The following is a 26,232-nucleotide window of genomic DNA, read 5'->3' as shown; positions in this document are numbered from 1 at the left end:
CTTGAAACACGCTACGCTGGTCCTGATGGGCCTTGCCGCGCTCAACGCGCATGCGGCCGACGCGCCTAAATTCGATCCCAAGCGCCTGGCGCAGGACGTGAAAGTATTGTCCTCGGACGAATTCGAGGGCCGCGGCCCGAACACCGCGGGTGAGACCAAAACGGTCGACTACCTGATCCAGCAATTCAAGGCTGCCGGCCTGCAGCCGGGCGGCGATCTGGCCGGGGGCAAACGCGCCTGGACCCAGGACGTGCCGCTCGGCCGTTTCGAAATCAAGGGGCCGGTCAAGCTGACCCTGACCGAGGGCGGCAGCAGCCGTGAACTGAAGCAGGGGCCGGACATGGCCGTGCGCGCCTCGATGAGCGGCCTGGAGCGCGTCTCGTTCAAGAATGCGCCGCTGGTCTTCGTCGGCTACGGCGTTACCGCGCCCGAGCGCAAATGGGATGACTTCAAGGGCATGGACCTGAAGGGCAAGCTGGCGGTGGTCCTGATCAACGATCCGGATTTCGAGACCGGGCAGGGCGAGTTCGGCGGCAAGGCCATGACTTATTATGGCCGCTGGACCTATAAGTACGAAGAAATGGCGCGGCGCGGCGCGCTCGGCACCATCATCGTGCACGAGACCGCGCCCGCCTCCTACGGCTGGCCGACGGTGCAGAACTCGAATACCAACGTCATGTACGACGTGGTGCGCAAGGAGCCGCGCAAGTCGCACGCGCCGATGGAAGCCTGGATCCAGCGCGATCTCGCGGTCGCCATGTTCACCGCGGCCGGCCTGGATTTCGAGGCGCTCAAGAAGCAGTCCCAGACGCGCGCCTTTAAGCCGGTCGAGTTGAAAGGCGTCAAGCTGTCGGCCGATTACGCGATGGATTCCCAGGTCATCAAGTCGAAGAACGTGGTCGCGATCCGCGAAGGCAGCAAGCAGCCGAAGCAGGTCGTGATCTATAGCGGCCACTGGGACCACCTCGGCGTCGGCCAGCCTGACGCCACCGGCGACAAGATCTATAACGGCGCGGTCGACAACGCGACCGGCATTGCCGCGATGCTGGAACTGGCGCGCGCGTACGCCAAGCAGCCGGCGCCGCAACGGAGCGTGGTGTTCCTGGCGGTGACCGCGGAAGAGAAGGGCCTGCTCGGCTCCGAATACTATGCGTCCAACCCGCTGTATCCGCTGGCCTCGACGGTGGGCGTGATCAATATGGATGCGCTCAACCCGCGCGGTCCCTCCCGCGACTTCAACATCTCGGGCAGCGCCAAATTCGAGCTGCTGGACCGCCTGGTGGCCAAGGCCAAGACCTGGGACATGCGCTACTCGCCGGATCCGAAGCCGGAAGCGGGCTACTTCTTCCGTTCCGATCACTTCCCCTTCGCCAAGCGCGGCGTGCCGGCGCTGTCCTTCGGTTCGGGCAAGGACTGGGTCGAGGGCGGCACCCAGGCCGGTCTGGCGGATGAAGCGGCCTACACCGAAAAGAATTACCACCAGCCGTCGGACGAATTCGACCCGGCCTGGACCTTCACGGGCATGGCGCGCGACCTGGAACTGCTGTACGCGCTCGGTTCCGAGCTGGCCAATTCGACCGCCTGGCCGAACTGGGCGCGCGATTCGGAATTCCGCGTGACGCGCGACAAGTCCGCCGCCGAGCGCAAGTAAGAGAGGGCGCTAGCTGCGGCAGGCCGGAACCAATGGCCCTGCCGCAGGTCCTAATTTCTATTGCGTTCGATGTAGACATGCTCAGGCCGGCATGTCTGGAAGGGCTAGGGAACATGGGTCCCGGTGTGCGCGACGACACCATTCCGGTGGAGCTGGAGCAATCCTGTGCACAGGAGCCGATCCATCTGCTGGGCACCGTGCAGTCCTACGGCTTCCTGATGGTGGTGGACCTGGCGAGCCGCTGCATCGTGCAAGTCTCCGCAGGAATCGTGCATCATTGGCCGGGCTTGCCGGATGCGCATGCGCTGATCTCCAGGCCCTTGTCCGACTGGATCCTTGCCGTGGACGGGCCGGATGCGCTCGATGTCGCAGCGCTGCCTCCATTGCCCCCGGTAGCCTTGCCCTGGCGCCCCCGCTTCGAGCGAACCGGTCTCACCCGGGAACAGGTCTCTCCCCTGCACTGGGAATGCCTCGGTCACCGCACCGGAGACGTGGCCGTGCTCGAGTGGCTGCCCGTGAACGGCAACGGCGACGAATTGCGGCGCCAGACCCAGATCGTTGCCGGTTTCGCTGAAGTGATTGCCCGCTTGCGCCGCGCCGAAGGACTCGACGATTTCTTTCGCGAATGCGTGAAGGTCGTCCAGGAAGTCAGCGCCTTCGACCGGGTGATGATCTACCGCTTTCTCCCCGATGGCTGCGGAGAGGTCGTCGCCGAGCATACCGCCAGGGGCTACCAGCAGAAATACCTGGGCTTGCGCTTCCCGGCATCCGACATTCCCAGCCAGGCGCGCGAGCTGTATCTCACCAACAAGCTGCGCGTGCTCGCCGATGTCGAAGCCGCGATGGATGCGCTGGTGCCGCCTGTCCTGCCGGATGGAACCGTGCTCGACCAGAGCCACTGCATGTTGCGCGGCCTGTCCGAGGTGCACCTAGTCTACCTGCGCAATATGGGCGTGCGCGCCACGATGACCCTGTCCATCGTGTGCGACGGCAAGCTTTGGGGACTGATCGCCTGCCATCACCACCAGCCCAGGACGCCGCCGTACCAGATCAGGGAAGGCATGCGGCAGTTGTCCGAACTGCTGGCGGAAATCGCCAACATGCGCATCGAGGCGCTGTCCAACCTCGAAGCGGTGCGCCATCGCCTGGCGCTGGACCGGTTGCTGAGCGAGTTTCACCAGGCGCTGATCCAGGAGGGCGATATCCCCAACCTGCTGGAATCTTGGATGCCCAGGTTGCTCCCGGCATTCAATGCGAGCGCCTTGGGCGTGCAGATCGGCACGCTCGCCTGCATCGGAGGACCGGGAAAGCGGCAGGGCTCCACGCACCAGATACTCGACGAAGTCGGGGCTCGGCTGGATCCTGGGAACCTCAGCCCGCAGGTCGCCATGTGGGACGACCTGTTGACCTCGAAAAAACGCGCGCTGGCCTTCCAGCCCGAAGCGGCGGGACTGTTGCTGGCGCAACGGCATGACGAGGACATCATTTTTTGCTTCGTGACCCGGCAGGAAGTGGTGCAGCAAGTGTGCTGGGGCGGCGAACCCGTCAAGGACATCGTCCCCCTGCCGAACGGGCGTGTACGCCTGGAGCCGCGGCGGTCCTTTGCTAAGTGGCAGCAGTCGGTGCGGGGCCATTCGGATCCCTGGCTGCCGACGGATGCGGAAGCGCTGCAGAACCTGCTGCGAATCCTGAGCGAAGTGAACAAGCTGCAGGTCAACCGGAAAATGCAGGAAACCTTGCACTACCGGGCCCACCATGACCATCTCACCGGTCTGTATAACCGGCGCGCCATGGAGGACGAGGTGTCGCGGCGCCTGGAAGACGGCGAATACAACACCGCACTGATGTTGCTGGACCTGGATCATTTCAAGAAGATCAATGATACCTATGGTCACGAGACCGGTGACCTGGTGCTGCAGCAATTGGGTTCCAGGCTGAAGGCGGTGATGCGGGACTTCGACCTGCTGGCACGCCTGGGCGGCGACGAATTCATGCTGCTGTTGCAGATCCCGCATCCGAATGCCGCCACGGCACTGACCTTTGCCGAGCGCCTGCACCAGGCGATCGCGACGCCGTTTGACATTCTAGGGCAACAATTTCGCTTGGGTATTTCGGTGGGAATTGCCATCCCGCCCGGTCATGGCCGTACGGTCAGCGAGCTGCTGCGGCATGCGGACCTGGCCCTGTACCAGGCCAAATCCGAGGGCCGCAGCCGCAGCGTGGTGTTCGAACTGGCGATGGCGGCGAACCAGCGCGACCACTACCTGCTGGAACGCGACCTCGACGAAGCGGTGGAGGGCGACCAGCTGTCGCTGGTGTTCCAGCCCAAGGTGGATCTCATCAGCCGCAAGGTGGTCGGCCTGGAAGCACTGGTGCGATGGAACCATCCGACCCGGGGACAAAACAGCCCCGGCGCCTTCATTCCGATCGCCGAGCACAGTGACCAGATCATTCGCATCGACCGCTGGGTCATGCGCAGCGCTATCGCGGAACAGGCGCGCTGGCGCGCCGGCGGCCAGGCCCGGCTGCCGATCGCGGTCAACCTGTCGATTGCCGACATCCTGTCGCCGAACCTGGTCGGCTACCTGTCCGACCTGCTGGACGAATACGGGGTACCGCCGGACGCCCTGGAAATCGAGGTGACCGAATCCTGTTTCATGCGCCAGCTCGATGACACCCGGAACGTGTTACGGGAACTGAACGAAGCAGGCATCTCCACCTCGCTGGACGATTTCGGCACCGGCTTTTCTTCGCTGAGTTACCTGCGCCATCTGCCTCTGCAGTGCCTGAAGATCGACCAGTCCTTCACCCGGAGCATGTTGCAGGACGCGAACGCCGAAAAGCTTACCCAGGCCATTGTCGCCATGGGGATCGCCTTGAAGATGACCATCGTGGCCGAAGGCGTGGAAACCAGGGAGCAGATGAACTGGCTGCTCGCCCATGACTGCCACATCGGTCAGGGATATTTTTTCAGCCCGCCAGTGCCGCCCGAAGACGTGCACCGGGTGATCGAGCGCATCGAGGTGCGCCTCGGCGCCTGACCCTCAAGCCTTGCGCACGAACTCGGATTTGAGGCTCATGGCGCCGAAACCGTCGATCTTGCAGTCGATGTCGTGGTCGGCGTCGACCAGGCGGATGTTCTTGACCTTGGTGCCCTGCTTGATCACGCCGCCCGAGCCTTTCGGTTTCAGGTCCTTGATGACGGTGACCGTATCGCCATCCTGCAGAACATTGCCGGAAGCATCGCGCCAGACCCGGGCCGCGTCAAGCGCCGCGGCCTGCACCGGCCACTCGTGCGCGCATTCGGGGCAGACGTACTGGCCGGCTCCGTCCTCATAGGTGTAGGTGGACTGGCATTGGGGGCAGGGTGGCAGGGTATGCATGAAAAGACCTTTGAAAGCAAAAACGCCACCCGAGGGTGGCGTTTTCTTTATTCTTGGTGGCCCGGGGCGGAATCGAACCACCGACACAAGGATTTTCAATCCTCTGCTCTACCAACTGAGCTACCAGGCCAAGAGAGGCATGATTATAGCCAGCGATTTTCATCCGCGCAAGCCCTCTTGCGCGCGGATGCACAGTTGACATCTCGCTATAATGTGTTTCATGACTACCACCACCGCCCAGCACCGCAGCGACGTCTGCATCGTCGGCAATGGCGCCATCGCCAAGACCGCCGCCCTCGGTTTCGCCCAGTCGGGGTATAGCGTCACCCTGCTGGTGCCGCCATCGCGCCCGGCACCGGACGGGTCGGGCAACCCGACCTCGTCCGCCGCCGACAGGCCTTGGGACGTGCGCGTCTACGCCCTGAACCACACGGCGCATGACCTGCTGGCTTCGCTCAAGGTCTGGGGCGCCCTCGACCTGGCCCGGGTGCAGGCGGTCGACGCGATGGATATCAATGGCGACGGCCAGCAGGGCGGCAAGCTCGGTTTCGACGCCTTCGGCGCCCATGTCGGCACGCTGGCCTGGATCGTCGAGGACAGCAACCTGAACGGTGCGCTGGATGCGGCGCTCAAGTTCGCCGCCAACGTCCAGCTGGTATCCGGCTGCGCCTGCGACCTCACCTGCAGCGAATCGGGTGCGGCGGTGCTGCTCGAAGACGGCACGAAAATCGCCTGCGAACTGGTGGTCGGCGCCGACGGCCGCGAATCCTGGGTGCGCGGCCAATGCGACATCGGCGTCGATTACCGCATGTACCACCAGCGCGCCATCGTCACCAACTTTGCCTGTGACAAGCCGCACCACGGCGTGGCCTACCAATGGTTCACCTGCGCCGACGGCATCATCGCGCTGCTGCCGCTGCCGGGCAACCGCGTCTCGCTGGTGTGGTCGGCCCCGGAAACCCTGGCCGATACCCTGATGGACGAGTCGCTCGGCGAAATGGCGATCCGCCTGGCCGAATACGCCGATGAAAAACTCGGCCCCCTGCGCCCGCTGCAGCCGGAAGCAGTCAAGGCGGTGCCGCTGGCGCTGGTGCGCCCGCATTCGCTGGTGGCGCCGCGGGTGGCGCTGGTGGGCGACGCCGCCCACGCCGTGCATCCGCTGGCCGGCCATGGCATGAACCTGGGCTTCGGCGACATCGTCGACCTGCTCGAGGTGTTGCGCGACCGTGAAGACCGGCGCGGCATCGCCGACGAGCGCGTGCTGGCGCGCTATGCGCGCAAGCGCAAGGAAGACGTGCTGCTCATGCAATGGGCAACCGACGGACTGGAGCGTTTGTTCGGCGCCAACCTCGAACCGGTACGCGTGGTGCGCAATTTCGGATTAAACTTGCTCAATAAATTGCCTTCGGTAAAGCGTCGCCTGATGGCGCATGCGATGGGCAAGTAAATTTTTAGGGATTTGTCATGTTGAAAACCAAGGTCGCCGTCCTGCTGGCGACGGGCCTGCTTGCATCCTGCGTGGAAGCGCAGAACACCACCGAAGCCACCATCAAGAAGGCGCTAGAGCCGCGCCTGGGCGGCGCCAAGATCGAATCGATCCGCGAGACGCCTTACAGCGGCCTGTACGAAGTGCGGGTCGCCGGCGATATCCTGTACACGGACAAGAAGGGCGACTACCTGTTCATCGGTCACGTCTACGATACCAAGACCTCGACCAACCTGACCCGCGCCCGCGTCGACGAGGTCAACAAGATCAAGTTCAGCGACCTGCCGCTCGAGATGGCGCTGAAACAGGTCAAGGGCAACGGCAAGCGCGTCATCGCCGTGTTCGAAGACCCGAACTGCGGCTACTGCAAGCGCCTGCGCCAGACCACGCTCAAGGAAATCGACAACGTCACCATCTACACGTTCATGTACAACATCCTGTCCGAGGATTCGTTCGTGAAGTCGAAGAACATCTGGTGCGCGCCGGACCGCATCAAGGCCTGGGACGACTGGATGATCAATAACAAGCTGCCGCCTGCCGCACCCGCCGCTTGCGAATCGCCGAACGAGCAGGTGGTGGCCCTCGGCCAGAAGTTGCGTATCCAGGGCACGCCGGCCATCTTCTTCAGCGACGGTTCCCGCATTCCGGGCGCGATCGACCTGAAGGGACTGGAAACCAAGCTGCAGTCGTTGAAGTAAAAACAACAATTACGTAGTCCAGACAGGGAGCAGTACATGGTCACCTTGAACATCAACGGGCGCGACCTCCAGGTCGACGCCGACCCCGGCACGCCCATCCTGTGGGCCTTGCGCGACAAGCTCGACATGACCGGCACCAAGTTCGGTTGCGGCGCGGCGCTGTGCGGCGCCTGCACCGTGCACCTGGACGGCAACCCGATCCGCTCCTGCGTCACGCCGATATCGAGCGCGCAGGGCATGAAGATCACCACCATCGAAGCGATGGAGAACGACAAGGTCGGCAAGGCGGTGCAGGATGCGTGGGTCAAGCACGACGTGCCGCAGTGCGGCTACTGCCAGAGCGGACAGGTGATGAGCGCCGTGGCCCTGCTGCGCACCAACAAGCGCCCCCTCGATGCCGACATCGACAATGCGATGAGCGGCAACATCTGCCGCTGCGGTACCTACCAACGGATCCGCGCGGCCATCAAGGATGCCGCCGAGACCCTCGCCTGAGGAGGCCGCATGCGTACTGAATGGTTGAATGGCGCAGCAGCGGCTGTGCTCAAGGACGGCCTTGCCTCCCGCCGCGGATTCCTGAAGGCCGGCGCCGGCGCGACCGGCGGGCTGGTGCTGGGATTCCTGCTGCCGGCGGGCGGACGCCTGGCGATGGCCAGTGTCCCTCCCAGGGTGGTCGAAGCGCCGAACGCCTTCCTGCGCGTGGCGCCGGACAATACCGTCACCGTCATGGTCAACCGCCTCGAATTCGGCCAGGGCGTGCACACCGCCTTGCCGATGCTGATCGCCGAGGAGCTCGATGCCGACTGGACGCAAATGCGGGCCGAACTGGCGCCGGCGGCCGACGTCTACAAGGATGCGGGTTTCGGCATGCAAATGACTGGCGGCTCGAGCTCCGTCCCGAACTCGTTCGCGCGCTACCGCGAAGTCGGCGCCGCCGCCCGCGCGATGCTGGTCGCGGCTGCCGCGGCGCAGTGGAATGTCGGTCCCGAGCAATGCCGCACCGCGCGCGGCGTGGTGACCGGGCCGGCCGGGCAGAAGGCGACCTACGGTGCGCTGGCCGAGGCCGCGATGAAGCTGCCCGTACCCAAGGCTGTCGTGCTGAAAGAGCCGAAGCAGTTCCGCTATATCGGCAAGCCGGTGCGGCGTCTCGACGCGCGCGCCAAGTCCAGCGGCCGCCAGCAGTTCGGCATCGACTTCAAGCCCGAAGGCGCCAAGCCTGCCGTCGCCGTGGTGGCACATCCGCCGGTGTTCGGCGCCAGGGTGGCAAGGTTCGACGCGTCCAAGGCGAAAGCCGTGCGCGGCGTGATCGACGTGCTGGAAGTGCCGCTCGACCGGGGCGGCCGCGGCATCGCCGTGATCGCCGACGGCTACTGGCCGGCGAAACAGGGCCGCGACCTGTTGCAGGTCGAGTGGAACACCGATGGCCTGGACAAGACCAGCAGCGCGGCGCAGCTGGCCGAATTCGTCGCGCTGTCCAAGACCCGCGGCGCAGTCGCGCGCAAGGCCGAGGTGCTCACGCCGGGCAGCGCGACGAAAACGATCTCGGCGGTCTATGAATTCCCCTACCTCGCGCACGCGCCTATGGAGCCGATCAACTGCACCGTCGACTTGAAGAGTGATTCCTGCACCTTGTGGGTCGGCTCCCAGTTCCAGACCGCCGACCAGGCCGCGGCAGCGGCCGCGGCGGGCCTGAAGCCCGCACAGGTGACCCTGCACACGATGATGGCGGGCGGCGGCTTCGGGCGGCGCGCCGTACCGACGTCGGACTACGTGGTCGAGGCGGTCAATATCGCCAAGGCCTGGAGGGCGGCAGGGCATGTCGGTCCGGTGAAGCTGGTCTGGAGCCGCGAGGACGACATCAAAGGCGGCTACTACCGCCCCTCGCACGTGCACCGCGCCGAGATCGGCCTGGAACCGATGGGGAATATCCTCAGCTGGGACCATGTCATCGTCGGCCAGTCGATCGCCGCCGGCACCCCGTTCGAGGCCTTCATGATCAAGGGGGGCGTGGACGGCACCATGGTCGAAGGAATGGGCGCGCCCTACGACGTGCCGATGAACCTGAGTGCGCACATCGCCAAGGCCAATGTCCCGGTGCTGTGGTGGCGCTCGGTGGGCTCGACCCACACCGCCTTCGTGATGGAAACCCTGATCGACGAAGCCGCCCACCTCAGCGGCGAAGACCCGGTAGCCTACCGCAAGCGCCTGATCGATCCGAAGCACAAGCGCCATCACGCGGCACTGGACCTGGCGGTCGCCAAATCCGCCTACGGCAAGAAGACCCTGCCGAAAGACCGCGCCTGGGGCGTGGCCGTGCACGAATCCTTCGGCACCGTGGTTGCCTACGTGGTCGAGGCCTCGGTGGTCGACGGGGTGCCCAAGCTGCACCGTGCGGTGGCCGGCGTGCATTGCAATATGGCCGTCAACCCGCTCACCATCGAGGCGCAGATCCAGGGCGCGGCGCTGATGGGCCTGGGCATGACGCTGCCCGGGGCCGCCATCACCCTCAAGGATGGCGTCGTCGAGCAGCAGAACTTCGGCGACTATACGGTGGCACGCATGACTGACATGCCCCGGGTCGAAGTGCACATCGTTCCATCGAACGACCGGCCGACCGGCATCGGCGAGCCGGGCCTGCCGCCGCTGGCGCCGGCCTTTGCCAATGCCTTGTTCAGGCTGACCGGCAAGCGCCTGCGCAAGCTGCCCTTCGACCTGGCCACGGCCTGAACGGAATGTCGCAGACGCGCATGTCGCCGACGCGCATGTCGCCGACGCGCACCTCCCTGACCGGCGTCCTGCTTGCCGCCGGCCGGGGCCGCCGCTTCGACCCCAGCGGCGTGCGCAACAAGCTGCTCCAGCGGCTGCCAGGCGGCGACCTCGTGGTGGCCGCCAGCGCGCGCCTTCTCCTGTCCTGTGTGCCGCGCGTGGTCGCGGTGGTGCCGCCCGATGATGGGGGCGTGGCCGCCGCCTTGCGCGCGCTCGGCTGCGAAGTCACCGTATGCCTTGATGCCGACAGCGGCATGGGCGCCTCGCTGGTCCACGCGATCCGGCATTCGCTGCCCGCCGAAGGCTGGCTGGTGGCGCTGGGCGACATGCCCTTTGTCGCGGCGTCCACCATGGTGGCGCTGCGTGCCGCGGTGGATGACGGCGCAGGCATTGCCGTGCCGGTGCATGCGGGGCGGCGCGGCAACCCGGTTGCCTTTGGCGCCGCGCATCGCGACGCCTTGCTGGCGATGTCGGGCGACCAGGGCGCGCGCCGGCTGCTGCTGGCCCATGCGGTGCGGGAAGTCGCGGTGGACGATCCCGGCATCCTGCGCGACATCGATACGCCCCCGGACCTGCCGGCATGACCCATGCATGCCATTCTTTCCAGCCGTGATCGAATCCGATTACACTAGGGAGCATATTCCGGCCGCATGAACACGAACCCACCATGAAAAAACCTTCCCAGAAAAAGAAGCCAGAGCAGCCCGCCATTCTGTACACCATCGTGCCGAAAGACCTCGCCGGCCACTTGTTCAACGTCACCGTCACGGTCGCAGCCCCCGATCCGGACGGGCAGGTGTTCGTACTGCCGGCCTGGATCCCGGGCAGCTACATGATCCGCGAATTCGCGCGCAACATCGTGCGCATCCGCGCCGAGAGCGGCGGCCAGGACGTCGTCCTCACGAAACTGGACAAGCACGCATGGCGCGCCGCCAGAGTGTCTGGCTCGCTGACCCTGCACTATGAGGTGTATGCCTGGGACCTGTCGGTACGCGCCGCCCACCTCGACCAGACCCACGGCTTCTTCAACGGCACCAGCGTATTCCTGCGCGTGGCCGGCCAGGAAGCTTTACCTCACCAGGTGGATATCCAGCGCCCCGGCGATCCGCTTGCCAAGGGCTGGCGCGTCGCCACGGCGATGAAGGAGCTGGGCGCCAAGCGCTACGGCTTCGGCACCTACGTGGCAGGCGACTACGATGAACTGATCGACCATCCGGTCGAGATGGGCGACTTCGAACTGGCAAGCTTCAAGGCGCACGGCATCCCGCACGACATCGTCGTCACCGGCCGCGTGCCGAACCTCGACATGGCGCGCCTCCAGGCCGACCTGAAAGCCATCTGCGAAACCCAGATCGCCTTCTTCGAGCCGAACACGACGCGTGCGCCGATGGACCGCTACGTGTTCATGACGATGGCGGTCGGCGACGGCTACGGCGGCCTCGAGCACCGCGCCTCGACCGCCCTGATCTGCGCCCGCGCCGACCTGCCCAGCCTGGCCACCGCGAGGAGTGCCGAGCCGGGCGAAGGCTACCTGCGCTTCCTCGGCCTGTGCAGCCACGAGTACTTCCACACCTGGAACGTCAAGCGCATCAAGCCGGCGGTGTTCGCGCCCTACGACCTGCAGACCGAGAACTACACGCCGCTGCTCTGGCTGTTCGAAGGCTTTACCAGCTACTACGACGACCTGATGCTGGTGCGTGCCGGGATCATCGGCGAGGCGACCTATTTCAAGCTGCTGTCCAAGACCATCGGCGGGGTCCTGCGCGGCAGCGGCCGCACCAAGCAAAGCGTGGCCGATTCCAGCTTCGACGCCTGGAGCAAGTACTATCGCCAGGACGAGAACTCGCCGAACGCGATCATCAGCTACTACAGCAAGGGTTCGCTGATCGCGCTGGCCTTCGACCTGACCATCCGCGCCAGGACCAATGGCGCCAGGTCGCTCGACGACGTGATGCTGGCGCTGTGGGAGCGCTTCGGGCGCGACTTCTACGACGGCGCGGGCCGCGGCGTGACGGACGCGGAAGTCGAGGCGATCTTCGACGAAGTGGCCGGCACGCGCCTGCGCACCCAGTTCGAACGCTGGGTGCGCGGAACCGAAGACCTGCCGCTGGCCAAGCTCTACGCGCCCTTCGGCGTCAAGCTGGTGGACGAGCGCAAGGGCGGCAAGCCGTCGCTCGACGCCGCCATCGGCCGCGACCCGCTGGGCGCCAAGCTGACCCAGGTGCACGAGGGCGGCGCCGCGCACCGCGCCGGCCTGTCGGCGCACGACGTGCTGATCGCGATCGACGGCCTGCGCGTCACCGGCAATCCGTCGAATGTCGACACGCTGTTGCAGCGCTACCGCGTCGGCGACAGGTTCAGCGTGCACGCCTTCCGCCGCGACGAGCTGATGGCCTTCGACGTGACGCTGCAGGGCGAGCGCGTGCCGTGCATCACGCTGTCGCAAGCGGTCGCCGGCAAGAAGTCGTCGGCCCTCAAGCGCCCCAGCGGCGTCTAAGGCTTTCGTAGCGTGGGCGGCTTTGCCGCCCACGCGTTCAAACAGTGTCAGCAATGAGGTCTACTTGAAAACTGCCCTGAACTGCATCGCCACCTCCATCTTCTCCCTCGCCATGGCGCCCGCCCTGGCCCAGCTCCCCACCCCACTCAAATCCGACATCACCACCCGCGTCAACGCCATGTACCCCTGGCTCGACACGGTCTACAAGGACCTCCATGCCCATCCCGAAATCGCCTTCCAGGAAGTGCGCACCGCCGGCAAGCTGGCTGAGGAGATGCGCAAGCTCGGCTTCGAGGTAACGGAGAAGGTGGGCAAGACCGGCATCGTGGCGGTGCTGAAGAACGGCGCCGGCCCGACGGTGCTGGTGCGCACCGAAATGGACGGCCTGCCGATGGAAGAAAAGACCGGCCTGCCGTACGCCAGCCGCGCCAGGGCGGTGAGCAACGGCAGCGAGAGCTTCGTCACCCACAGTTGCGGCCACGACGTCCACATGGCCGGATGGCTCGGCACCGCGCGCACGCTGGCCGAGATGAAGCAGAAATGGAAGGGCACCCTGGTGTTCATCGCCCAGCCGGCGGAAGAGATCGTGTCCGGCGCCAGGGCGATGCTGGACGACGGCCTGTTCAAGCGTTTCCCCAAGCCCGACTACGCGTTCGCGCTGCATTCCTGGCCGCTGGCGCACGGGACGGTCGGTTTCAACCACGGCCCGGTCTCGTCCAATTCGGACGCGATCGAGATCGTGTTCAAGGGCCGCGGCGGCCACGGCTCGGCGCCGGACAAGTCGCTCGATCCGATTACCATTGCGGCGCGCTTCGTGGTCGACGTACAGACCGTCGTCAGCCGCGAGAAGGACCCGAAGGAATTCGGCGTGGTCACCATTGGCGCGATCCAGGGCGGCACGGTCGGCAACATCATTCCGGACAGCGTGCAGGTGCGCGGCACCATCCGTTCGTACAGCCCGGCCGTGCGCGCCAAGCTGCTCGAGGGCGTGCGCCGCGTCGCCAACGCCTCCGCCGCCATGGCCGGTGCGCCGGCGCCCGACGTGCAATTGATCAGCGGCGGGGCGGCCATCGTCAACAGCGAAGCGCTGGTCGCCAGGACCGAAGCGGTGTTCAAGGACGCTTTCGGGGCTGCCAACGCCCAGCGCATGCCGGCCATGACCGCCAGCGAGGACTTCTCGCTGTTCGTCAACGAAGGCGTGCCCTCGATGTTTTTCTTCACCGGCGTGTACGACCCCAAGGCCGTGCGCGATGCCGAGCGCGAAGGCGGCAAGCCGATCGCCTTCAACCATTCGCCGTTCTACGCGCCGGTGCCGGAACCGTCGATCAAGACCGCCGCGCAGGCGATGAGCCTGGCGGTGCTGAACGTTCTTGGCAAGTAAGCGGCAAGTAAATGGCTGGGGTGCCGGCGTCCTGGCTTTCATAGATCGGCGCCACCCCAGGGGCCCCAATCCTGCGGGCCGGCAATGGTGCGCAGCTGGAAGCGATAGTCCTCGACGAACAGGAAAGTCTCCGAGAAGGTCATCGCGTTGCTGTTGGCGGCGAGCAGGCCTTCGGGGCGAGGCAGCAGCGGGCCGCTGCGCAGGATCGACTCCAGCGCCACCCGCGACGCATTCGGATCGCGCGAGCGCTGCACCTGCACGTCGGTCATGTGGCCGTCGCGGTCCACCGTGATATTGACCACCACGATCGCCGGCAGCATCGGCGGCAGCGGTCCGCTGAAGCTGCGCTCGGCATTGCGTGTATAAACGTGCCGCGCCACATTGGCCTTGTAGTCTTCCAGGCTGAGCGAGGGCTGCGGCACCGGGGCGAGGGTCAGCGCCGGTTTGGGCGGGACGGCGACCGTGCTGCGTTCTTCGACGGCGGTAGGTGGAGGAGGGCTGGCGCAGCCGGACAGGATCGCCAGCAGGATCGGGTAAAGCGCTTTACTGCGAAGAGAAATGTTCATGGTGGATGTGTGAGCGTCGCAGGTTGGCGCCTCGGGGGCGCTTAACTTCGACGCTGCTCATCAACCAGAGTTCCGTTGGCCTTTAGCCGAACAAGCGCTGCAACTCCACCCCCGGCTCCGGCGCCCGCATGAAGGCCTCGCCCACCAGGAAGGCATGCACGTTCGCTTCCCGCATCCGCGCCACATCCGCCGGCCCCATGATGCCCGATTCGGTCACCACCAGGCGCTCCGCCGGAATCCTTGGCAGCAGGCCGAGGGTCGTGTCGAGCGATACGTCAAACGTGCGCAGGTTGCGGTTGTTGATCCCCACCAGCGGCGTCTTGAGCTTCAGCGCCGCAGTCAGTTCCTCGCCATCGTGCACTTCGACCAGAACGTCCATGCCCAGGTCGAACGCGCAGGCTTCCAGTTCGGCCATCAGGCCGTGGTCCAGGGCCGACACGATCAAGAGGATCGCATCCGCGCCCATGTCGCGCGCCTCGTACACCTGGTAGTGGTCGACGATGAAGTCCTTGCGGATCACCGGCAGTGCGCAGGCCGTGCGCGCCTGGCGCAGGTAGTCGACGGAGCCCTGGAAGAACTGTACGTCGGTCAGCACCGACAGGCAGGCCGCACCATGCTCCGCGTAGCTTTGCGCAATCGCCGCCGGCTGGAAGTTCGGCCGCAGCACACCTTTTGACGGAGAGGCCTTCTTCACTTCCGCGATGATGCCGGCATGACCTGCGGCGATCTTGTTGCGCAGGCTGTTCTCGAAACCGCGGATGGCGCGGCGCGCTTCCAGGTCGCTCTCCACGTCCCGGCGCAGGCTGGCCAGGCCGCGTGCTTTCCTGGCGGCGGAGACTTCGTCGGCCTTGACGGCCAGGATCTTGTTCAGGATGTCGGACATAAGAATCTCAATGCGTTCGCTGGCTGGTTTGTTCAGGCATGGCCGCCGAGCTGGCGCGTGACAGTGACGAATTGCTCGAGCTTGGCCACCGCCGCGCCGGACGCGATCGTGGCGCGCGCTTTCGCCAGGCCTTCCTCGATCGACGCCACCACACCGGCCGCATACAGCGCGGTGCCGGCGTTCAACGCCACGATGTCGGTGGCCGGGCCGGCTTCGCCGCGCAGCGCTTCCATCACGCGTTCCTTCGACTCGAGGGTGTTGGCAACCTTCAGGTTGCGGCTCGAGATCATCGACATGCCGTAGTCTTCCGGATGGATCTCGTACTCACGGATCTCGCCGTTCACCAGCTCGCCCACCAGGGTGCCGGCGCCCAGCGAGACTTCGTCCATGTTGTCGCGGCCCCACACCACCATCGCATGTTGGGCGCCGAGGCGCTGCAGCACGCGCACCTGGATGCCGACCAGGTCGGGGTGGAATACGCCCATCAGGATGTTCGGTGCGCCGGCCGGATTGGTGAGCGGCCCCAGGATATTGAAGATGCTGCGCACGCCCAGTTCGCGGCGTACTGGCGCCACGTGCTTCATGGCTGCATGGTGGTTGGGCGCGAACATGAAGCCGATGCCGGTCTGGGCGATCGATTGGGCGATCTGTTCGGGTGTCAGGTCGATGTTGGCGCCCAGCGATTCGATCAGGTCGGCGCTGCCGGAAGACGAAGACACGCTGCGCCCGCCATGCTTGGCGACGCGCGCGCCGGCGGCTGCGGCCACGAACATCGCGGCGCTCGAGATGTTGAAGGTATGGGCGCCGTCGCCACCCGTGCCGACGATGTCGAGCAGGTTGGTGGTGTCGGCCATCGGCACCTTGGTCGAGAATTCACGCATCACCTGGGCGGCGGCGGTGATCTCGCCGATGGTTTCCTTTTTCACGCGCAGGCCCATGGTGAGCGCCGCGACCATGGTCGGCGACATCTCGCCCGACATGATCTGGCGGAACAGTGACAGCATCTCGTCGTGGAAGATCTCGCGGTGTTCGATACAGCGCAGCAGGGCTTCTTGTGGGGTGATCGGCATGGCGGTTCCAGTATTGGTAAGAGGTACTCTGCAGCGTATTTCTAGGATTTTCCCTCCGCACCGTCATTCCCGCGAAGGCGGGAATCCAAGTTCGTTGCGTACCACATCATTCAAACGTAGTCGTGACGCTGGCAAAATTGGGTTCCCGCCTTCGCGGGAACGACGACTCATCGGGCGGGGGTGATGCTCAGCGCGCCAAAAAATTCTTGAACAGCGCGTGACCGTGTTCCGACAGGATCGACTCGGGATGGAACTGCACCCCCTCGATGTCGTATTCCCGGTGGCGCACGCCCATGATCTCGCCGTCGTCGGTCCAGGCCGTCACTTCCAGGCAGTCCGGCAGCGATGAACGTTCGATCGCCAGCGAGTGGTAGCGGATCACGGTGAAGGGGCTGGGCAAATCCTTGAACACGCCTTCGCCGGTATGGGCGATGAGCGAGGTCTTGCCGTGCATGACCTGCTTGGCGCGGATGACGTTGCCGCCAAAGGCTTCGCCGATCGCCTGGTGACCCAGGCACACGCCCAGGATCGGCAGCTTGCCCTTGAATTCGCGCAGGATGTCGAGCGAGATGCCGGCATCCTTCGGCGCCTTCGGGCCCGGCGAGATGCAGATGCGCTCGGGCGCCATGGCTTCGATTTGCGCCAGCGTTATCTCGTCGTTGCGCACGGTGCGCACATCCTCGCCCAGTTCGCCCAGGTACTGGACGATGTTGTAGGTGAACGAGTCGTAGTTGTCGATCATCAGCAGCATGTCAGAACTCCCCATCCAGGCCGTCTTGCACCTGTTCGGCCGCGCGCAGCACCGCGCGCGCCTTGTTTTCCGTTTCCTGCCATTCCATCTCGGGAATCGAGTCGGCCACGATGCCGGCCGCGGCCTGCACGTACAGGTTGCCGTCCTTGATCACGCCGGTGCGGATCGCGATCGCCACGTCCATCTCGCCGCCGAATGACAGGTAGCCGCAGGCGCCGCCGTAGATGCCGCGCTTGACCGGCTCGAGCTCGTCGATCACTTCCATCGCCCGCACCTTCGGCGCACCGGTGAGCGTCCCGGCCGGGAAGGTGGCGCGCAGCACGTCGAGGTTCGACATGCCGTCTTTCAGTTTGCCTTCGACGTTGGAGACGATGTGCTGCACGTGCGAGTACTTCTCGATCACCATGCGGTCGGTCACCTTGACGCTGCCGGTTTCCGCGATGCGGCCGATGTCGTTGCGCGCCAGGTCGATCAGCATCACGTGCTCGGCGATTTCCTTCGGGTCGGCCAGCAGTTCGGCCGACAGTTCGGCGTCGCGCTCCGGCGTGGCGCCGCGCGGACGGGTGCCGGCGATCGGGCGCAGGGTGACCTTCTTGCCACCGTCGGGGAGGGACTCGTTGCGCACCAAAATCTCCGGCGAAGCGCCGACGATCTGCATGTCGCCGAAGTTGTAGTAGTACATATAGGGCGAGGGGTTCAGCGAGCGCAGCGAACGGTACAGCGACAGAGGCGAATCCACGTAGGGCTTGCGGATGCGCTGGCCGATCTGCACCTGCATCAGGTCGCCCGCCATCACGTATTCGTGGGCCTTGGCCACCGCCTTCAAATAATCTTCCTTGCTAAAGTCGCGCACCGCTTCGGTACGTACCGAGCTGGACGTCACCGGCGCATCGACGCTCCGGCGCAGCATCACGCGCAGGTCTTTCAGGCGCTGCCGTCCTTTGGCATAGGCTTCCGGCTGGGCCGGGTCGGCGTAGACGATCAGGTACAGCTTGCCCGACAGGTTGTCGATCACCGCCAGCTCTTCGGTCAGCATCAGCTGGATGTCCGGCAGGCCCAGCTCGTCCGGCGGGCAGGTGGCTGCCAGCTTGCGCTCGATGTGGCGCACGGTGTCGTAGCCGAAGTAGCCGGCCAGGCCGCCGCAGAAGCGCGGCAGGCCCGGGCGCAGCGCTACCTTGAAGCGCGACTGGTAGGCCTCGATGAATTCGAGCGGATTGCCCTCGTGCGTCTCGACCACTTCGCCGTGCTTGACGACCTCGAGGCGATTGCCGCTGCTGCGGATGAGGGTCGAGGCGGGCAGGCCGATGAAGGAATAGCGGCCGAAGCGCTCGCCTCCGACCACCGATTCGAGCAGGAAGGTGTTCTTGCCTGACCCCTGCGACTGGGCCAGCTTGAGGTAGAGCGTGAGCGGGGTCTCTAAGTCGGCGAAGGCTTCCGCGATCAAGGGAATGCGGTTGTAGCCCTGGTTGGCCAGCGATTTGAATTCGAGTTCGGTCATGCTTGTCTCCAGACCGCCCGGGAGAGGGAAGGGCGGTGGTTCACTTCAAAAAACCTGCCGCTGGACGAACGCAAGCGGCAGCAATCGGGACGGGTCAGTTAGCCCAGGATTGCCAGCGTCGCCACAGCCAGGCCTCAAGGGCGCCGGTTTGCTTGACAGTGTGTTTTTTGGTGAAAAACATGTATAGATGACTTATTTTGCGGTGAGGTTGTGCGCAGTTATCAGCTTGGCTGCTTCTAGCAGCGAGGCCACTATACCATCAGAATTAATTTCTTGTATAGGCCGTCCGTGGTTATAACCATATGGGACTGTGAGCACAAAACACCCCGCGGCACGCGCCGCTTCCGCATCGTTGGATGAGTCGCCGATCGCCACGATCTGCGATGGCGGCAGGTCGAATGCGGTGCAGACGCCCAGCAGCGGCATCGGGTCCGGCTTCTTCTTCGGGAAGGAGTCGCCGCCGTAGACCAGCTCGAACCAGGGCGCGAGTCCCTTCTGCGCCAGCAGCGGCGTGGTGAAGGCGACCGGCTTGTTGGTGACGCAGGCCAGGCGCAGGCCCTGTTCCTTCATGGCCGCAAGGCCTTCGAGCACGCCGTCGAACAGCGTGCTGCGGTCGCCATTGATGGCCAGGTAGTGGCGCTGGTAGCCGGCCAGCGCGTCATCGAATGCGGCATCGACGCGCGCCGCATCCCAGTCGAGCAACAGCGCGTCGCGCACCAGCTTTTCGGAGCCCTTGCCGACCAGCGGCTTGATTGAATCCTGCGTGATGGGCGCGAGACCCAGGTCGGCGCGCATGCCGTTCAGGGCCGCCTCGAAGTCGGGCACCGTATCGAGCATGGTGCCGTCCAGGTCGATGATGGCGGCCCGAATGCTTGCTGCGCCGGCCCGCATTACTTACCTACTTTCGCCAGCTCGCCGCGCATGGCGTCGATCACGGCCTTGTAGTCCGGCTTGCCGAAGATGGCCGAGCCGGCAACGAAGGTGTCGGCGCCGGCGGCGGCGGCTTCGGCGATGTTGTCGGCCTTGATGCCGCCATCGACTTCCAGCATGATGTCGCGGCCCGATTCGTCGATCATGCGGCGCGCCATGGCGATCTTCTTCAGCGCCTGCGGGATGAAGGACTGGCCGCCGAAGCCGGGGTTCACCGACATGATCAGGATCATGTCGATCTTGTCCATCACGTGCTCGAGGTAGTGCAGCGGGGTGTGCGGGTTGAACACCAGGCCTGCCTTGCAGCCGTTATCGCGGATCAGCTGCAGGGTGCGGTCGATGTGCTCCGAGGCTTCCGGGTGAAAGGTAATGATGTTGGCGCCGGCCTTGGCGAAGTCCGGGATGATGCGGTCGACCGGCTTGACCATCAGGTGCACGTCGATCGGCACCTGCACGTGCGGGCGGATCGCCTGGCACACCAGCGGGCCGATGGTCAGGTTCGGGACGTAGTGATTGTCCATCACGTCGAAGTGGATGATGTCGGCGCCGGCGGCGACGACATTGCGCACTTCCTCGCCCAGGCGGGCGAAATCGGCGGACAGGATGCTGGGGGCGATGCGGTAGGTGGTCATGGGCGGGCGTGCAAACGAAGTGAATATGATTTCGGAATCCGCTATTTTACGCTGAGGAAGCGCATGCCCGCTGCGCCTGAGGCGACCTTGGGCCGCGCCGCGCGGTATGATTGTCGTTTGCGCCACAGGTGGCGCTTCCACCAATATTGACGATCACGCAAGGAATCCCCATGCCCGCCTATGAATTCGCTGTCAAGGTCAGGACCCAGTACCTGCCCGAGCAGTCCAACCCGGAACGGGACCAGTACGTGTTCAGCTACACCATCACGATCACCAACACGGGCAGCATCACGGCCCAGCTGATCTCGCGCCACTGGGTCATCACCGACGCCAACAACGCGGTACAGGAAGTGAAGGGCCTGGGCGTGGTCGGCCACCAGCCGCTGCTGCAACCGGGCCAGCAGTTCGAGTACACCAGCGGCACCCAGTCGTCGACGCCACAGGGCTCGATGAAGGGCGAATACTTCTGCGTGGCCGAGGATGGCCACCGCTTCGAAGTGCCGATCCCCGAATTCGTGCTGGCGCAGCCTGGCGCGCTGCACTGATTACTGCTCGCCCGCGTCTTTCTCTTTGTGCGCGGGTTCGTCGCCCGGCACGTCCTTGCGGCCCGCAAACATCGTCCACCAGACGATAAAGACGAGCAGGAACAGCGCCACGCCGGCTTCCACCATCAAGATCCACATATTGGCCCTCACGTCCTTATGCTTTCAACACGCCGCAGTGTAACCGCTTCGCTTGCCCTCGTCGCCTTTTTGGCGGCTTGCTCGACCACGCCGCCGCAGCCGCAGCAGCAGGCGCCCAAGCCCGCCGGGCCGGTGACAATGCCGCCGCCGGTGGGCCCGGTGTATGTGCCACCCCAGCCGGTCCAGCCTCCCGCGCCGACACCCTTGATGACGCCGACCACCTTCAGCGCCTTGCCGGGTTGGGAGCAGGACGACCTGCGCCAGGCCTGGCCGGCCATGCTGCAATCCTGTCGCGGCCTGAACGGCAAGGCCGACTGGAAGGCGGTCTGCACCGCCGCCCGCGCCCTTGACGCGAGCGACGGCATGGCGGTGCGCCGCTTCTTCGAGACCCGGTTCGTGCCCAACCTGGTGCGCGCCGCCGACGGCGCCGACACCGGCCTGATCACCGGCTACTACGAAGCGATGCTGCATGGCTCGCGCAAGCGCGGCGGCGCCAACCAGACGCCGCTCTACCGCGTCCCCGACGACCTGTTCACGGTCGACCTGGCCAGCGTGTATCCGCAACTGAAGGGCATGCGCCTGCGCGGCCGCATCGAAGGCAAGACTGTGGTTCCGTACAGCAGCCGCGCCGAGATCGCGCGCGCACCGCTCAACGGCAAGGAACTGCTGTGGGTAAGCGATCCGGTGGAGGCTTTCTTCCTCGAGGTGCAGGGCTCCGGCCGGGTAGAACTCGACAGCGGCGAGACCGTGCGTGTTGCCTATGCCGACCAGAACGGCCATCCGTACAAGGCGATCGGCCGCTGGCTGGTGGAGCAGGGCGAGCTCACCGCGGAGCAGGTCACGGCCCAAGGCATCCGCGCCTGGATCGCCGCCAACCCGGGGCGGCGCCAGGAGCTGTTCAACGTGAACCCCAGCACCATCTTCTTCCGCGAAGAGAAGCTGCCGGATCCGTCGCTCGGCCCGAAGGGTGCGCTGGGCGTGCCACTGACGCCGGGGCGTTCGGTGGCGATCGACCCGGCCTTCGTGCCGCTGGGCGCGCCGCTGTTCCTGGCGACGACCGAAGCCGGCAGCGAGGTACCGATGCAGCGCCTGATGATGGCGCAGGACACCGGTGGCGCCATCCGCGGTGCGGTGCGGGCCGACTTCTTCTACGGCTTCGGAGCCGACGCCATGGACCGGGCCGGCAAGATGAAGCAGCGCGGCCAGGTCTGGGTGCTGCTCCCGCGCAAGACGCCATAAGAAGCGCTTTACGCTTTCGCGTCCTTCAGGCGGGTGCCGAATACGCTGCCGGCGGCCAGCAGCACGGCGCCGGCGGCGATGCAGCCCAGGCCCGCGCGCACGCCGAATCCTTCACCCAGCGCGCCCGCCAGCAGGGCGCCCAGCGGCGCGGCAGCCACGGTGAGGGCGCGCATCGTCGCCACCATGCGGCCCAGTACCGCATCCGGCGTCACGCGCTGGCGCAGCGCGATGTAGGGGACGAAGAACAGCGTCGCACCGCAGTCGATCCAGAACACCACGAGGGCATAGGCGGCGACGGTCCATACTGCGCTGCCGAACAGCGCCGCCGGGATCGCCGGCACCAGGGCGAAGCCGAACGCCGACACGCAAAGCCCGATCAGGATGCCGCCGCCGGTGCCGAAGCGCTTCGAGAGCGGCTTGACCAGCAGCGAGGCTGCCAGCACGCCCAGGCCGCCGAGCATGTTGGCCATGCCCATGGTCCCCGCCGTCATGCCGAGCACGCGCGTGGCGAAAATCACGTGCAGGGCGGTGTAGCCGTAGAACAGCAGGTGCCAGCAGGCCGAGACCCAGGCCAGAGTGCGCAGCAACGGCTGGTTCCAGACGAAAGCCAGGCCTTCCTGGATGTCGCGCAGCGGATGGGAATTCGACGGCGGCGGCTGCGGTTCGCGCGCGCGGATACGGCGCAGGTTGAGCAGCGAGACGATGAAACCGGCGACGTTGCACAGGATGGCGACCGGGGCGCCCAGCAGTTGCACCAGTCCGCCCGCCATGCCGGGTCCGATGACGCGCGCCGCCGATTCCGTGGCGGCGAACTTCGACTGGGCATCGACCAGGCCGTCGCGCCCGACCAGGAAGGTCAGGAATACCTGTTCGGCGCTGCCACCCACCACGTGGCCGGCCCCGATCACGAAGCCGACCGCGTACAGCCAGGGGATGGTGAGCATGCCGAACCACCAGGCCAGCGGCACGCTGGCGAGCGCGATCGCGACCACGGCATCGCTGGCCATGATCACCGGCAGGCGGCGGCTGCGGTCCAGCAGCACGCCCGAGGGCAGGCCGAACAGCAGGAAGGGCAGGGATTCGAAGGCGGCCAGGGTGCCCATCTGGGCGGGCGTCGCATGCAGCATCAGGACCGCGCAGATCGGCAGGGCCAGCAGCGTGATCTGGGCGCCGAATTGGGCCAGGATGCTGCTGAACCAGAAGCGGCGAAAGTCCGGGGCGTGCATCACCGAGTCGGCGGGGATGCGTTGGCGGAGCCAATTGTTGAACCAATGTGTGCCGAACTTACGAATGGTGATCTCGCACAGAATATTGCTGAACAAATAATCATACCGTGATTGCTGGGGCGTGAGACGTTACAATCCGGGCAATCCTTCCAACCTACGATCCGTCTCACTTGAAAAAGGGAAGCCACATGGAATATGCAGATCTGCTGATCGAAAACCACGGCAAGGTCGTCGTGATCCGCCTGAACCGTCCGAAGGCGATGAATGCGCTGAACGACAACATGATGAACGAGCTGGGGGCCGCGCTGCACGCGTTCGATGCCGACCCTGCGGTGAACGTGATCGTCCTGACCGGCAGCGACAAGGTCTTCGCCGCGGGCGCGGACATCGCCGCCATGGCCAACTACACCTATGCGGCAGACACGTATCCGGGCAATTACATCGGCCGCAACTGGGAGCACATCCTGAATATCCGCAAGCCGGTGGTCGGCGTGGTGTCGGGCTACTGCCTGGGCGGCGGCTGCGAACTGGCCATGATGTGCGACTTCCTTATCGCCTCAGAGACCGCCAAGTTCGGCCAGCCGGAAATCAAGGTCGGCGTCACCCCGGGCGCCGGCGGCACCCAGCGCCTGCCGCGCGCGATCTCGAAGTCGAAGGCGATGGACATGCTGCTGACTACCCGCATGATCGATGCGGCCGAGGCCGAGCGCACCGGTCTGGTGTCGCGCGTGTACTCGCTCGATACCGTGATGGAAGAGGCGCTCAAGGTCGCCCAGGGCATCGCCGAGATGCCGGTGTCGGTAGCCATGCAGATCAAGGATTGCGTCAACCAGGCCTACCAGATGCCGCTCACCGAAGGCGTGCGCTACGAGCGCCGTTACTTCCACGCGGGCTTCGGCACACCTGCGCAAAAAGAAGGCATGTCGGCCTTCCTCGAGAAGCGCAAGCCGAATTTCGAAGGCATGTAAGCGATGAGGGCGGCGTCGTTCCCGGCATGTCGTCGAGGAGCGGCGGCGCTCGCCATGGTCTCCCTGGTCGCCGTGGCGGCCTACGGCTGCACCTCGCTGCCGCCGCTCGGTCCCCGCATCGACTCGGTGGCGCTGGCCGGCACCGAGGGCACCCTGCTGGGGCAGGCGATCGCGCCGCTCGCGGCCGCCCATCCGGGACATTCCGGGGTCTATCCGCTGATCGACGGGCGCGACGCCTTTGCGGCGCGCGTACTGCTTGCCCACAGCGCCGAGCGCAGTCTCGACGTGCAGTACTATATTTGGCGCGGCGACCAGACCGGCACGCTCATGCTGGATGCCCTGCGCCGCGCCGCCGCACGCGGCGTCCGGGTGCGGCTGCTCCTCGACGATAACAACACCGCCGAACTCGATCCCGTCCTCGCCGCCCTCGACCGCGAAGCGAACGTCGAGGTACGCCTGTTCAATCCCTTCGGCATGCGCCGCTGGCGCGCGCTCGGCTACCTGACCGACTTCCGGCGCCTGAACCGGCGCATGCACAACAAGTCCTTCACGGCCGACAACCAGGCCACCATCGTCGGCGGCCGCAATATCGGTGACGAATACTTCGGGGCGGCGGGCGCCATGCTGTTCGTCGACCTCGACGTCCTGGCGGTCGGCCCGGCGGTGCCCGCAGTGTCGCAGGACTTCGACCGTTATTGGAACAGTGCCTCGGCTTATCCCGTGACGTTGCTGGTCGACCCGGCCCAGGCCGAAGCTCCGGGCGCATTGGCCGGACGTGCCGAGGCCCTGCGCGGCCCGCCTGAAGCACAGCGTTACCTGGAAGCGGTGCGCACCTCGCCTTTCGTCGAGCATCTGATCGGGGGCACGCTGCCGCTGGAGTGGAGCCTGGCCCGTCTCGTCAGCGACGACCCCGCGAAGGTGTTGGGCCAGGCCCATCCGGACGGACGCATGGCCGTCGGCCTGCGCAAACTGCTGGGGGAGCCGCGGCGCCAGCTCGACCTGGTTTCTCCCTATTTTGTCCCCAGCCCGGATGCTGCGCATGCGCTGGGCGACTTCGCCCGAAGCGGCGTCAAGGTGCGCGTGCTGACCAACTCGCTTGAAGCGACCGACGTGGCGGCCGTGCACGCGGGTTACGCGAAATGGCGGCGCGAGCTGGTCGAGGCGGGCGTATCCCTGTTCGAGCTGCGCCGCAGATGGGGCCCGGAATTGCCGCATACCGGGAAGGGTCGTTTCGGCAGCTCCGCCTCCAGCCTGCATGCGAAGACCTTCGGCGTGGACGGCCGCAGCGTGTATATCGGCTCCTTCAATATGGACAGGCGCTCGGTCGACCTGAATACCGAAATGGGGCTGGTCATCGACAGCCCGCAGCTGGCCGGGCGGCTCAGCCAGACGCTCGACCGGGACATGCCGGACCGCGCTTATGAAGTACGTCTCGACGAAAACGGCAAACTGTTTTGGCTGGAACGTTCGAATGGCACGACACGCCGCCACGACCAGGAACCGGGCACCACCATTTGGAAGCGCACTGGCATACGGCTACTGTCTTTGCTGCCGATCGACTGGCTGTTGTGAAAATTCACGGCAGGGTCTTGCGCGGTAGGGCAGGGGTTTGCTATAGTTCGCCTCCGCTTCGGTGTGAGCAAAAAACGTTAACGTAATCAAGTGCTTACGGTAACAAGCTCAACAGGAAAATCTGAAAAACGAAGCGGACGAGGGGTTGACGAGTTAAGCGAAACACTGCATAATCTCACTTCTCTGCTGCTGACGAACACAACGCTTCGTACGGTACAGCAAGGTAGTACAGAACAAGTTCTTTAACAATCAACAGTCGATAAGTGTGGGCGTTTGATGAAGGTGCCAGTGACTTCGGTTACTGATTACTTAAATTATCAAATGTTCACAAAAGTATTAACGTTGCCCAGCA

At 65.3% G+C, this 26,232-nt stretch carries 23 protein-coding genes and 1 tRNA gene; 13 read left to right on the top strand and 11 right to left on the bottom strand.

The window, feature by feature from the left end; translation table 11 throughout:
- Position 1: 1 nt before the first annotated feature.
- Both AC56LU_RS16645 and AC56LU_RS16640 read left to right on the top strand, forming a co-directional pair.
- Positions 2–1,651, top strand: a complete 1,650-nt coding sequence (locus AC56LU_RS16645; protein ID WP_497176727.1) for a M28 family metallopeptidase — start codon at positions 2–4, stop codon at positions 1,649–1,651.
- A 32-nt stretch (positions 1,652–1,683) separates the two neighbouring features.
- Positions 1,684–4,692 (top strand): bifunctional diguanylate cyclase/phosphodiesterase, encoded by a 3,009-nt coding sequence (locus AC56LU_RS16640; protein WP_497176726.1) that lies wholly within the window; start codon positions 1,684–1,686, stop codon positions 4,690–4,692.
- Between the two features lie 3 nt (positions 4,693–4,695).
- On the opposite strand, the gene AC56LU_RS16635 is transcribed toward AC56LU_RS16640, so the two are convergent.
- Both AC56LU_RS16635 and AC56LU_RS16630 read right to left on the bottom strand, forming a co-directional pair.
- Positions 4,696–5,034, bottom strand: coding sequence for a zinc ribbon domain-containing protein YjdM (locus AC56LU_RS16635; RefSeq protein WP_497176725.1), 339 nt, complete (start codon positions 5,032–5,034; stop codon positions 4,696–4,698).
- Between the two features lie 54 nt (positions 5,035–5,088).
- Positions 5,089–5,164, bottom strand: a tRNA-Phe gene (locus AC56LU_RS16630).
- A 90-nt stretch (positions 5,165–5,254) separates the two neighbouring features.
- Between AC56LU_RS16630 and AC56LU_RS16625 the strand changes: the two genes are divergently transcribed.
- The 7 genes from AC56LU_RS16625 (at position 5,255) to AC56LU_RS16595 (ending at position 13,862) form a co-directional block, all read left to right on the top strand.
- The gene (locus AC56LU_RS16625; protein ID WP_497176724.1) at positions 5,255–6,481 is read left to right on the top strand and encodes an FAD-dependent monooxygenase; all 1,227 of its coding nucleotides are present in this window, start codon (positions 5,255–5,257) and stop codon (positions 6,479–6,481) included.
- A gap of 17 nt (positions 6,482–6,498) precedes the next feature.
- Entirely contained in the window at positions 6,499–7,218 is a 720-nt protein-coding gene (locus AC56LU_RS16620) for a DsbC family protein (protein WP_497176723.1), read from the top strand.
- A gap of 36 nt (positions 7,219–7,254) precedes the next feature.
- Entirely contained in the window at positions 7,255–7,713 is a 459-nt protein-coding gene (locus AC56LU_RS16615) for a (2Fe-2S)-binding protein (protein WP_497176722.1), read from the top strand.
- Between the two features lie 9 nt (positions 7,714–7,722).
- Positions 7,723–9,945: a xanthine dehydrogenase family protein molybdopterin-binding subunit gene (locus tag AC56LU_RS16610; RefSeq protein WP_497176721.1), complete on the top strand. Its 2,223-nt coding sequence runs from the start codon at positions 7,723–7,725 to the stop codon at positions 9,943–9,945.
- A gap of 20 nt (positions 9,946–9,965) precedes the next feature.
- Positions 9,966–10,568 (top strand): nucleotidyltransferase family protein, encoded by a 603-nt coding sequence (locus tag AC56LU_RS16605; RefSeq protein WP_497176720.1) that lies wholly within the window; start codon positions 9,966–9,968, stop codon positions 10,566–10,568.
- An 83-nt stretch (positions 10,569–10,651) separates the two neighbouring features.
- On the top strand, positions 10,652–12,481 hold the full coding sequence (locus tag AC56LU_RS16600) for a M61 family metallopeptidase (RefSeq protein ID WP_497176719.1): 1,830 nt from the start codon (positions 10,652–10,654) through the stop codon (positions 12,479–12,481).
- A gap of 112 nt (positions 12,482–12,593) precedes the next feature.
- Positions 12,594–13,862: an amidohydrolase gene (locus AC56LU_RS16595; protein ID WP_497176876.1), complete on the top strand. Its 1,269-nt coding sequence runs from the start codon at positions 12,594–12,596 to the stop codon at positions 13,860–13,862.
- A 38-nt stretch (positions 13,863–13,900) separates the two neighbouring features.
- Here the strand turns inward: AC56LU_RS16595 and AC56LU_RS16590 are convergent, their stop codons facing one another.
- The 7 genes from AC56LU_RS16590 to rpe form a co-directional block, all read right to left on the bottom strand.
- Positions 13,901–14,428 carry a hypothetical protein gene (locus AC56LU_RS16590; RefSeq protein ID WP_497176718.1) on the bottom strand — a complete coding sequence of 176 codons (528 nt, stop codon included), beginning with the start codon at positions 14,426–14,428 and terminating at the stop codon, positions 13,901–13,903.
- 82 nt (positions 14,429–14,510) lie between these two features.
- On the bottom strand, positions 14,511–15,311 hold the full coding sequence (gene trpC, locus AC56LU_RS16585) for an indole-3-glycerol phosphate synthase TrpC (protein WP_497176717.1): 801 nt from the start codon (positions 15,309–15,311) through the stop codon (positions 14,511–14,513).
- Between the two features lie 32 nt (positions 15,312–15,343).
- A complete protein-coding gene (trpD, locus tag AC56LU_RS16580) occupies positions 15,344–16,381 on the bottom strand; it encodes an anthranilate phosphoribosyltransferase (protein ID WP_497176716.1) in 1,038 nt (345 codons plus the stop codon).
- A 187-nt stretch (positions 16,382–16,568) separates the two neighbouring features.
- On the bottom strand, positions 16,569–17,132 hold the full coding sequence (locus tag AC56LU_RS16575; RefSeq protein ID WP_497176715.1) for an anthranilate synthase component II: 564 nt from the start codon (positions 17,130–17,132) through the stop codon (positions 16,569–16,571).
- 1 nt (position 17,133) lies between these two features.
- Positions 17,134–18,630, bottom strand: coding sequence for an anthranilate synthase component I (gene trpE, locus AC56LU_RS16570; RefSeq protein ID WP_497176714.1), 1,497 nt, complete (start codon positions 18,628–18,630; stop codon positions 17,134–17,136).
- Positions 18,631–18,822: 192 nt separating this feature from the next.
- Positions 18,823–19,521, bottom strand: coding sequence for a phosphoglycolate phosphatase (locus AC56LU_RS16565; protein WP_497176713.1), 699 nt, complete (start codon positions 19,519–19,521; stop codon positions 18,823–18,825).
- Positions 19,521–20,192, bottom strand: a complete 672-nt coding sequence (rpe, locus tag AC56LU_RS16560; RefSeq protein ID WP_497176712.1) for a ribulose-phosphate 3-epimerase — start codon at positions 20,190–20,192, stop codon at positions 19,521–19,523. Before rpe ends, AC56LU_RS16565 begins: the two co-directional genes overlap by 1 nt.
- A gap of 170 nt (positions 20,193–20,362) precedes the next feature.
- On the opposite strand from rpe, the gene apaG reads away from it, so the two are divergent.
- Positions 20,363–20,737: a Co2+/Mg2+ efflux facilitator ApaG/CorD gene (apaG, locus tag AC56LU_RS16555; RefSeq protein ID WP_497176711.1), complete on the top strand. Its 375-nt coding sequence runs from the start codon at positions 20,363–20,365 to the stop codon at positions 20,735–20,737.
- Here the strand turns inward: apaG and AC56LU_RS16550 are convergent, their stop codons facing one another.
- On the bottom strand, positions 20,738–20,887 hold the full coding sequence (locus AC56LU_RS16550; protein WP_497176881.1) for a hypothetical protein: 150 nt from the start codon (positions 20,885–20,887) through the stop codon (positions 20,738–20,740).
- A gap of 6 nt (positions 20,888–20,893) precedes the next feature.
- Between AC56LU_RS16550 and mltA the strand changes: the two genes are divergently transcribed.
- On the top strand, positions 20,894–22,114 hold the full coding sequence (mltA, locus tag AC56LU_RS16545; RefSeq protein WP_497176710.1) for a murein transglycosylase A: 1,221 nt from the start codon (positions 20,894–20,896) through the stop codon (positions 22,112–22,114).
- Between the two features lie 8 nt (positions 22,115–22,122).
- Here the strand turns inward: mltA and AC56LU_RS16540 are convergent, their stop codons facing one another.
- Positions 22,123–23,340, bottom strand: a complete 1,218-nt coding sequence (locus AC56LU_RS16540; RefSeq protein WP_497176709.1) for an MFS transporter — start codon at positions 23,338–23,340, stop codon at positions 22,123–22,125.
- Between the two features lie 188 nt (positions 23,341–23,528).
- On the opposite strand from AC56LU_RS16540, the gene AC56LU_RS16535 reads away from it, so the two are divergent.
- Positions 23,529–24,308, top strand: coding sequence for an enoyl-CoA hydratase-related protein (locus AC56LU_RS16535; RefSeq protein ID WP_497176708.1), 780 nt, complete (start codon positions 23,529–23,531; stop codon positions 24,306–24,308).
- A 54-nt stretch (positions 24,309–24,362) separates the two neighbouring features.
- Entirely contained in the window at positions 24,363–25,880 is a 1,518-nt protein-coding gene (locus tag AC56LU_RS16530; protein ID WP_497176707.1) for a phospholipase D family protein, read from the top strand.
- Positions 25,881–26,232 lie beyond the last annotated feature (352 nt).

Source organism: Telluria sp. PB2R4, from assembly GCF_059685695.1.
This window is presented reverse-complemented; position numbering and strand designations above follow the sequence as displayed.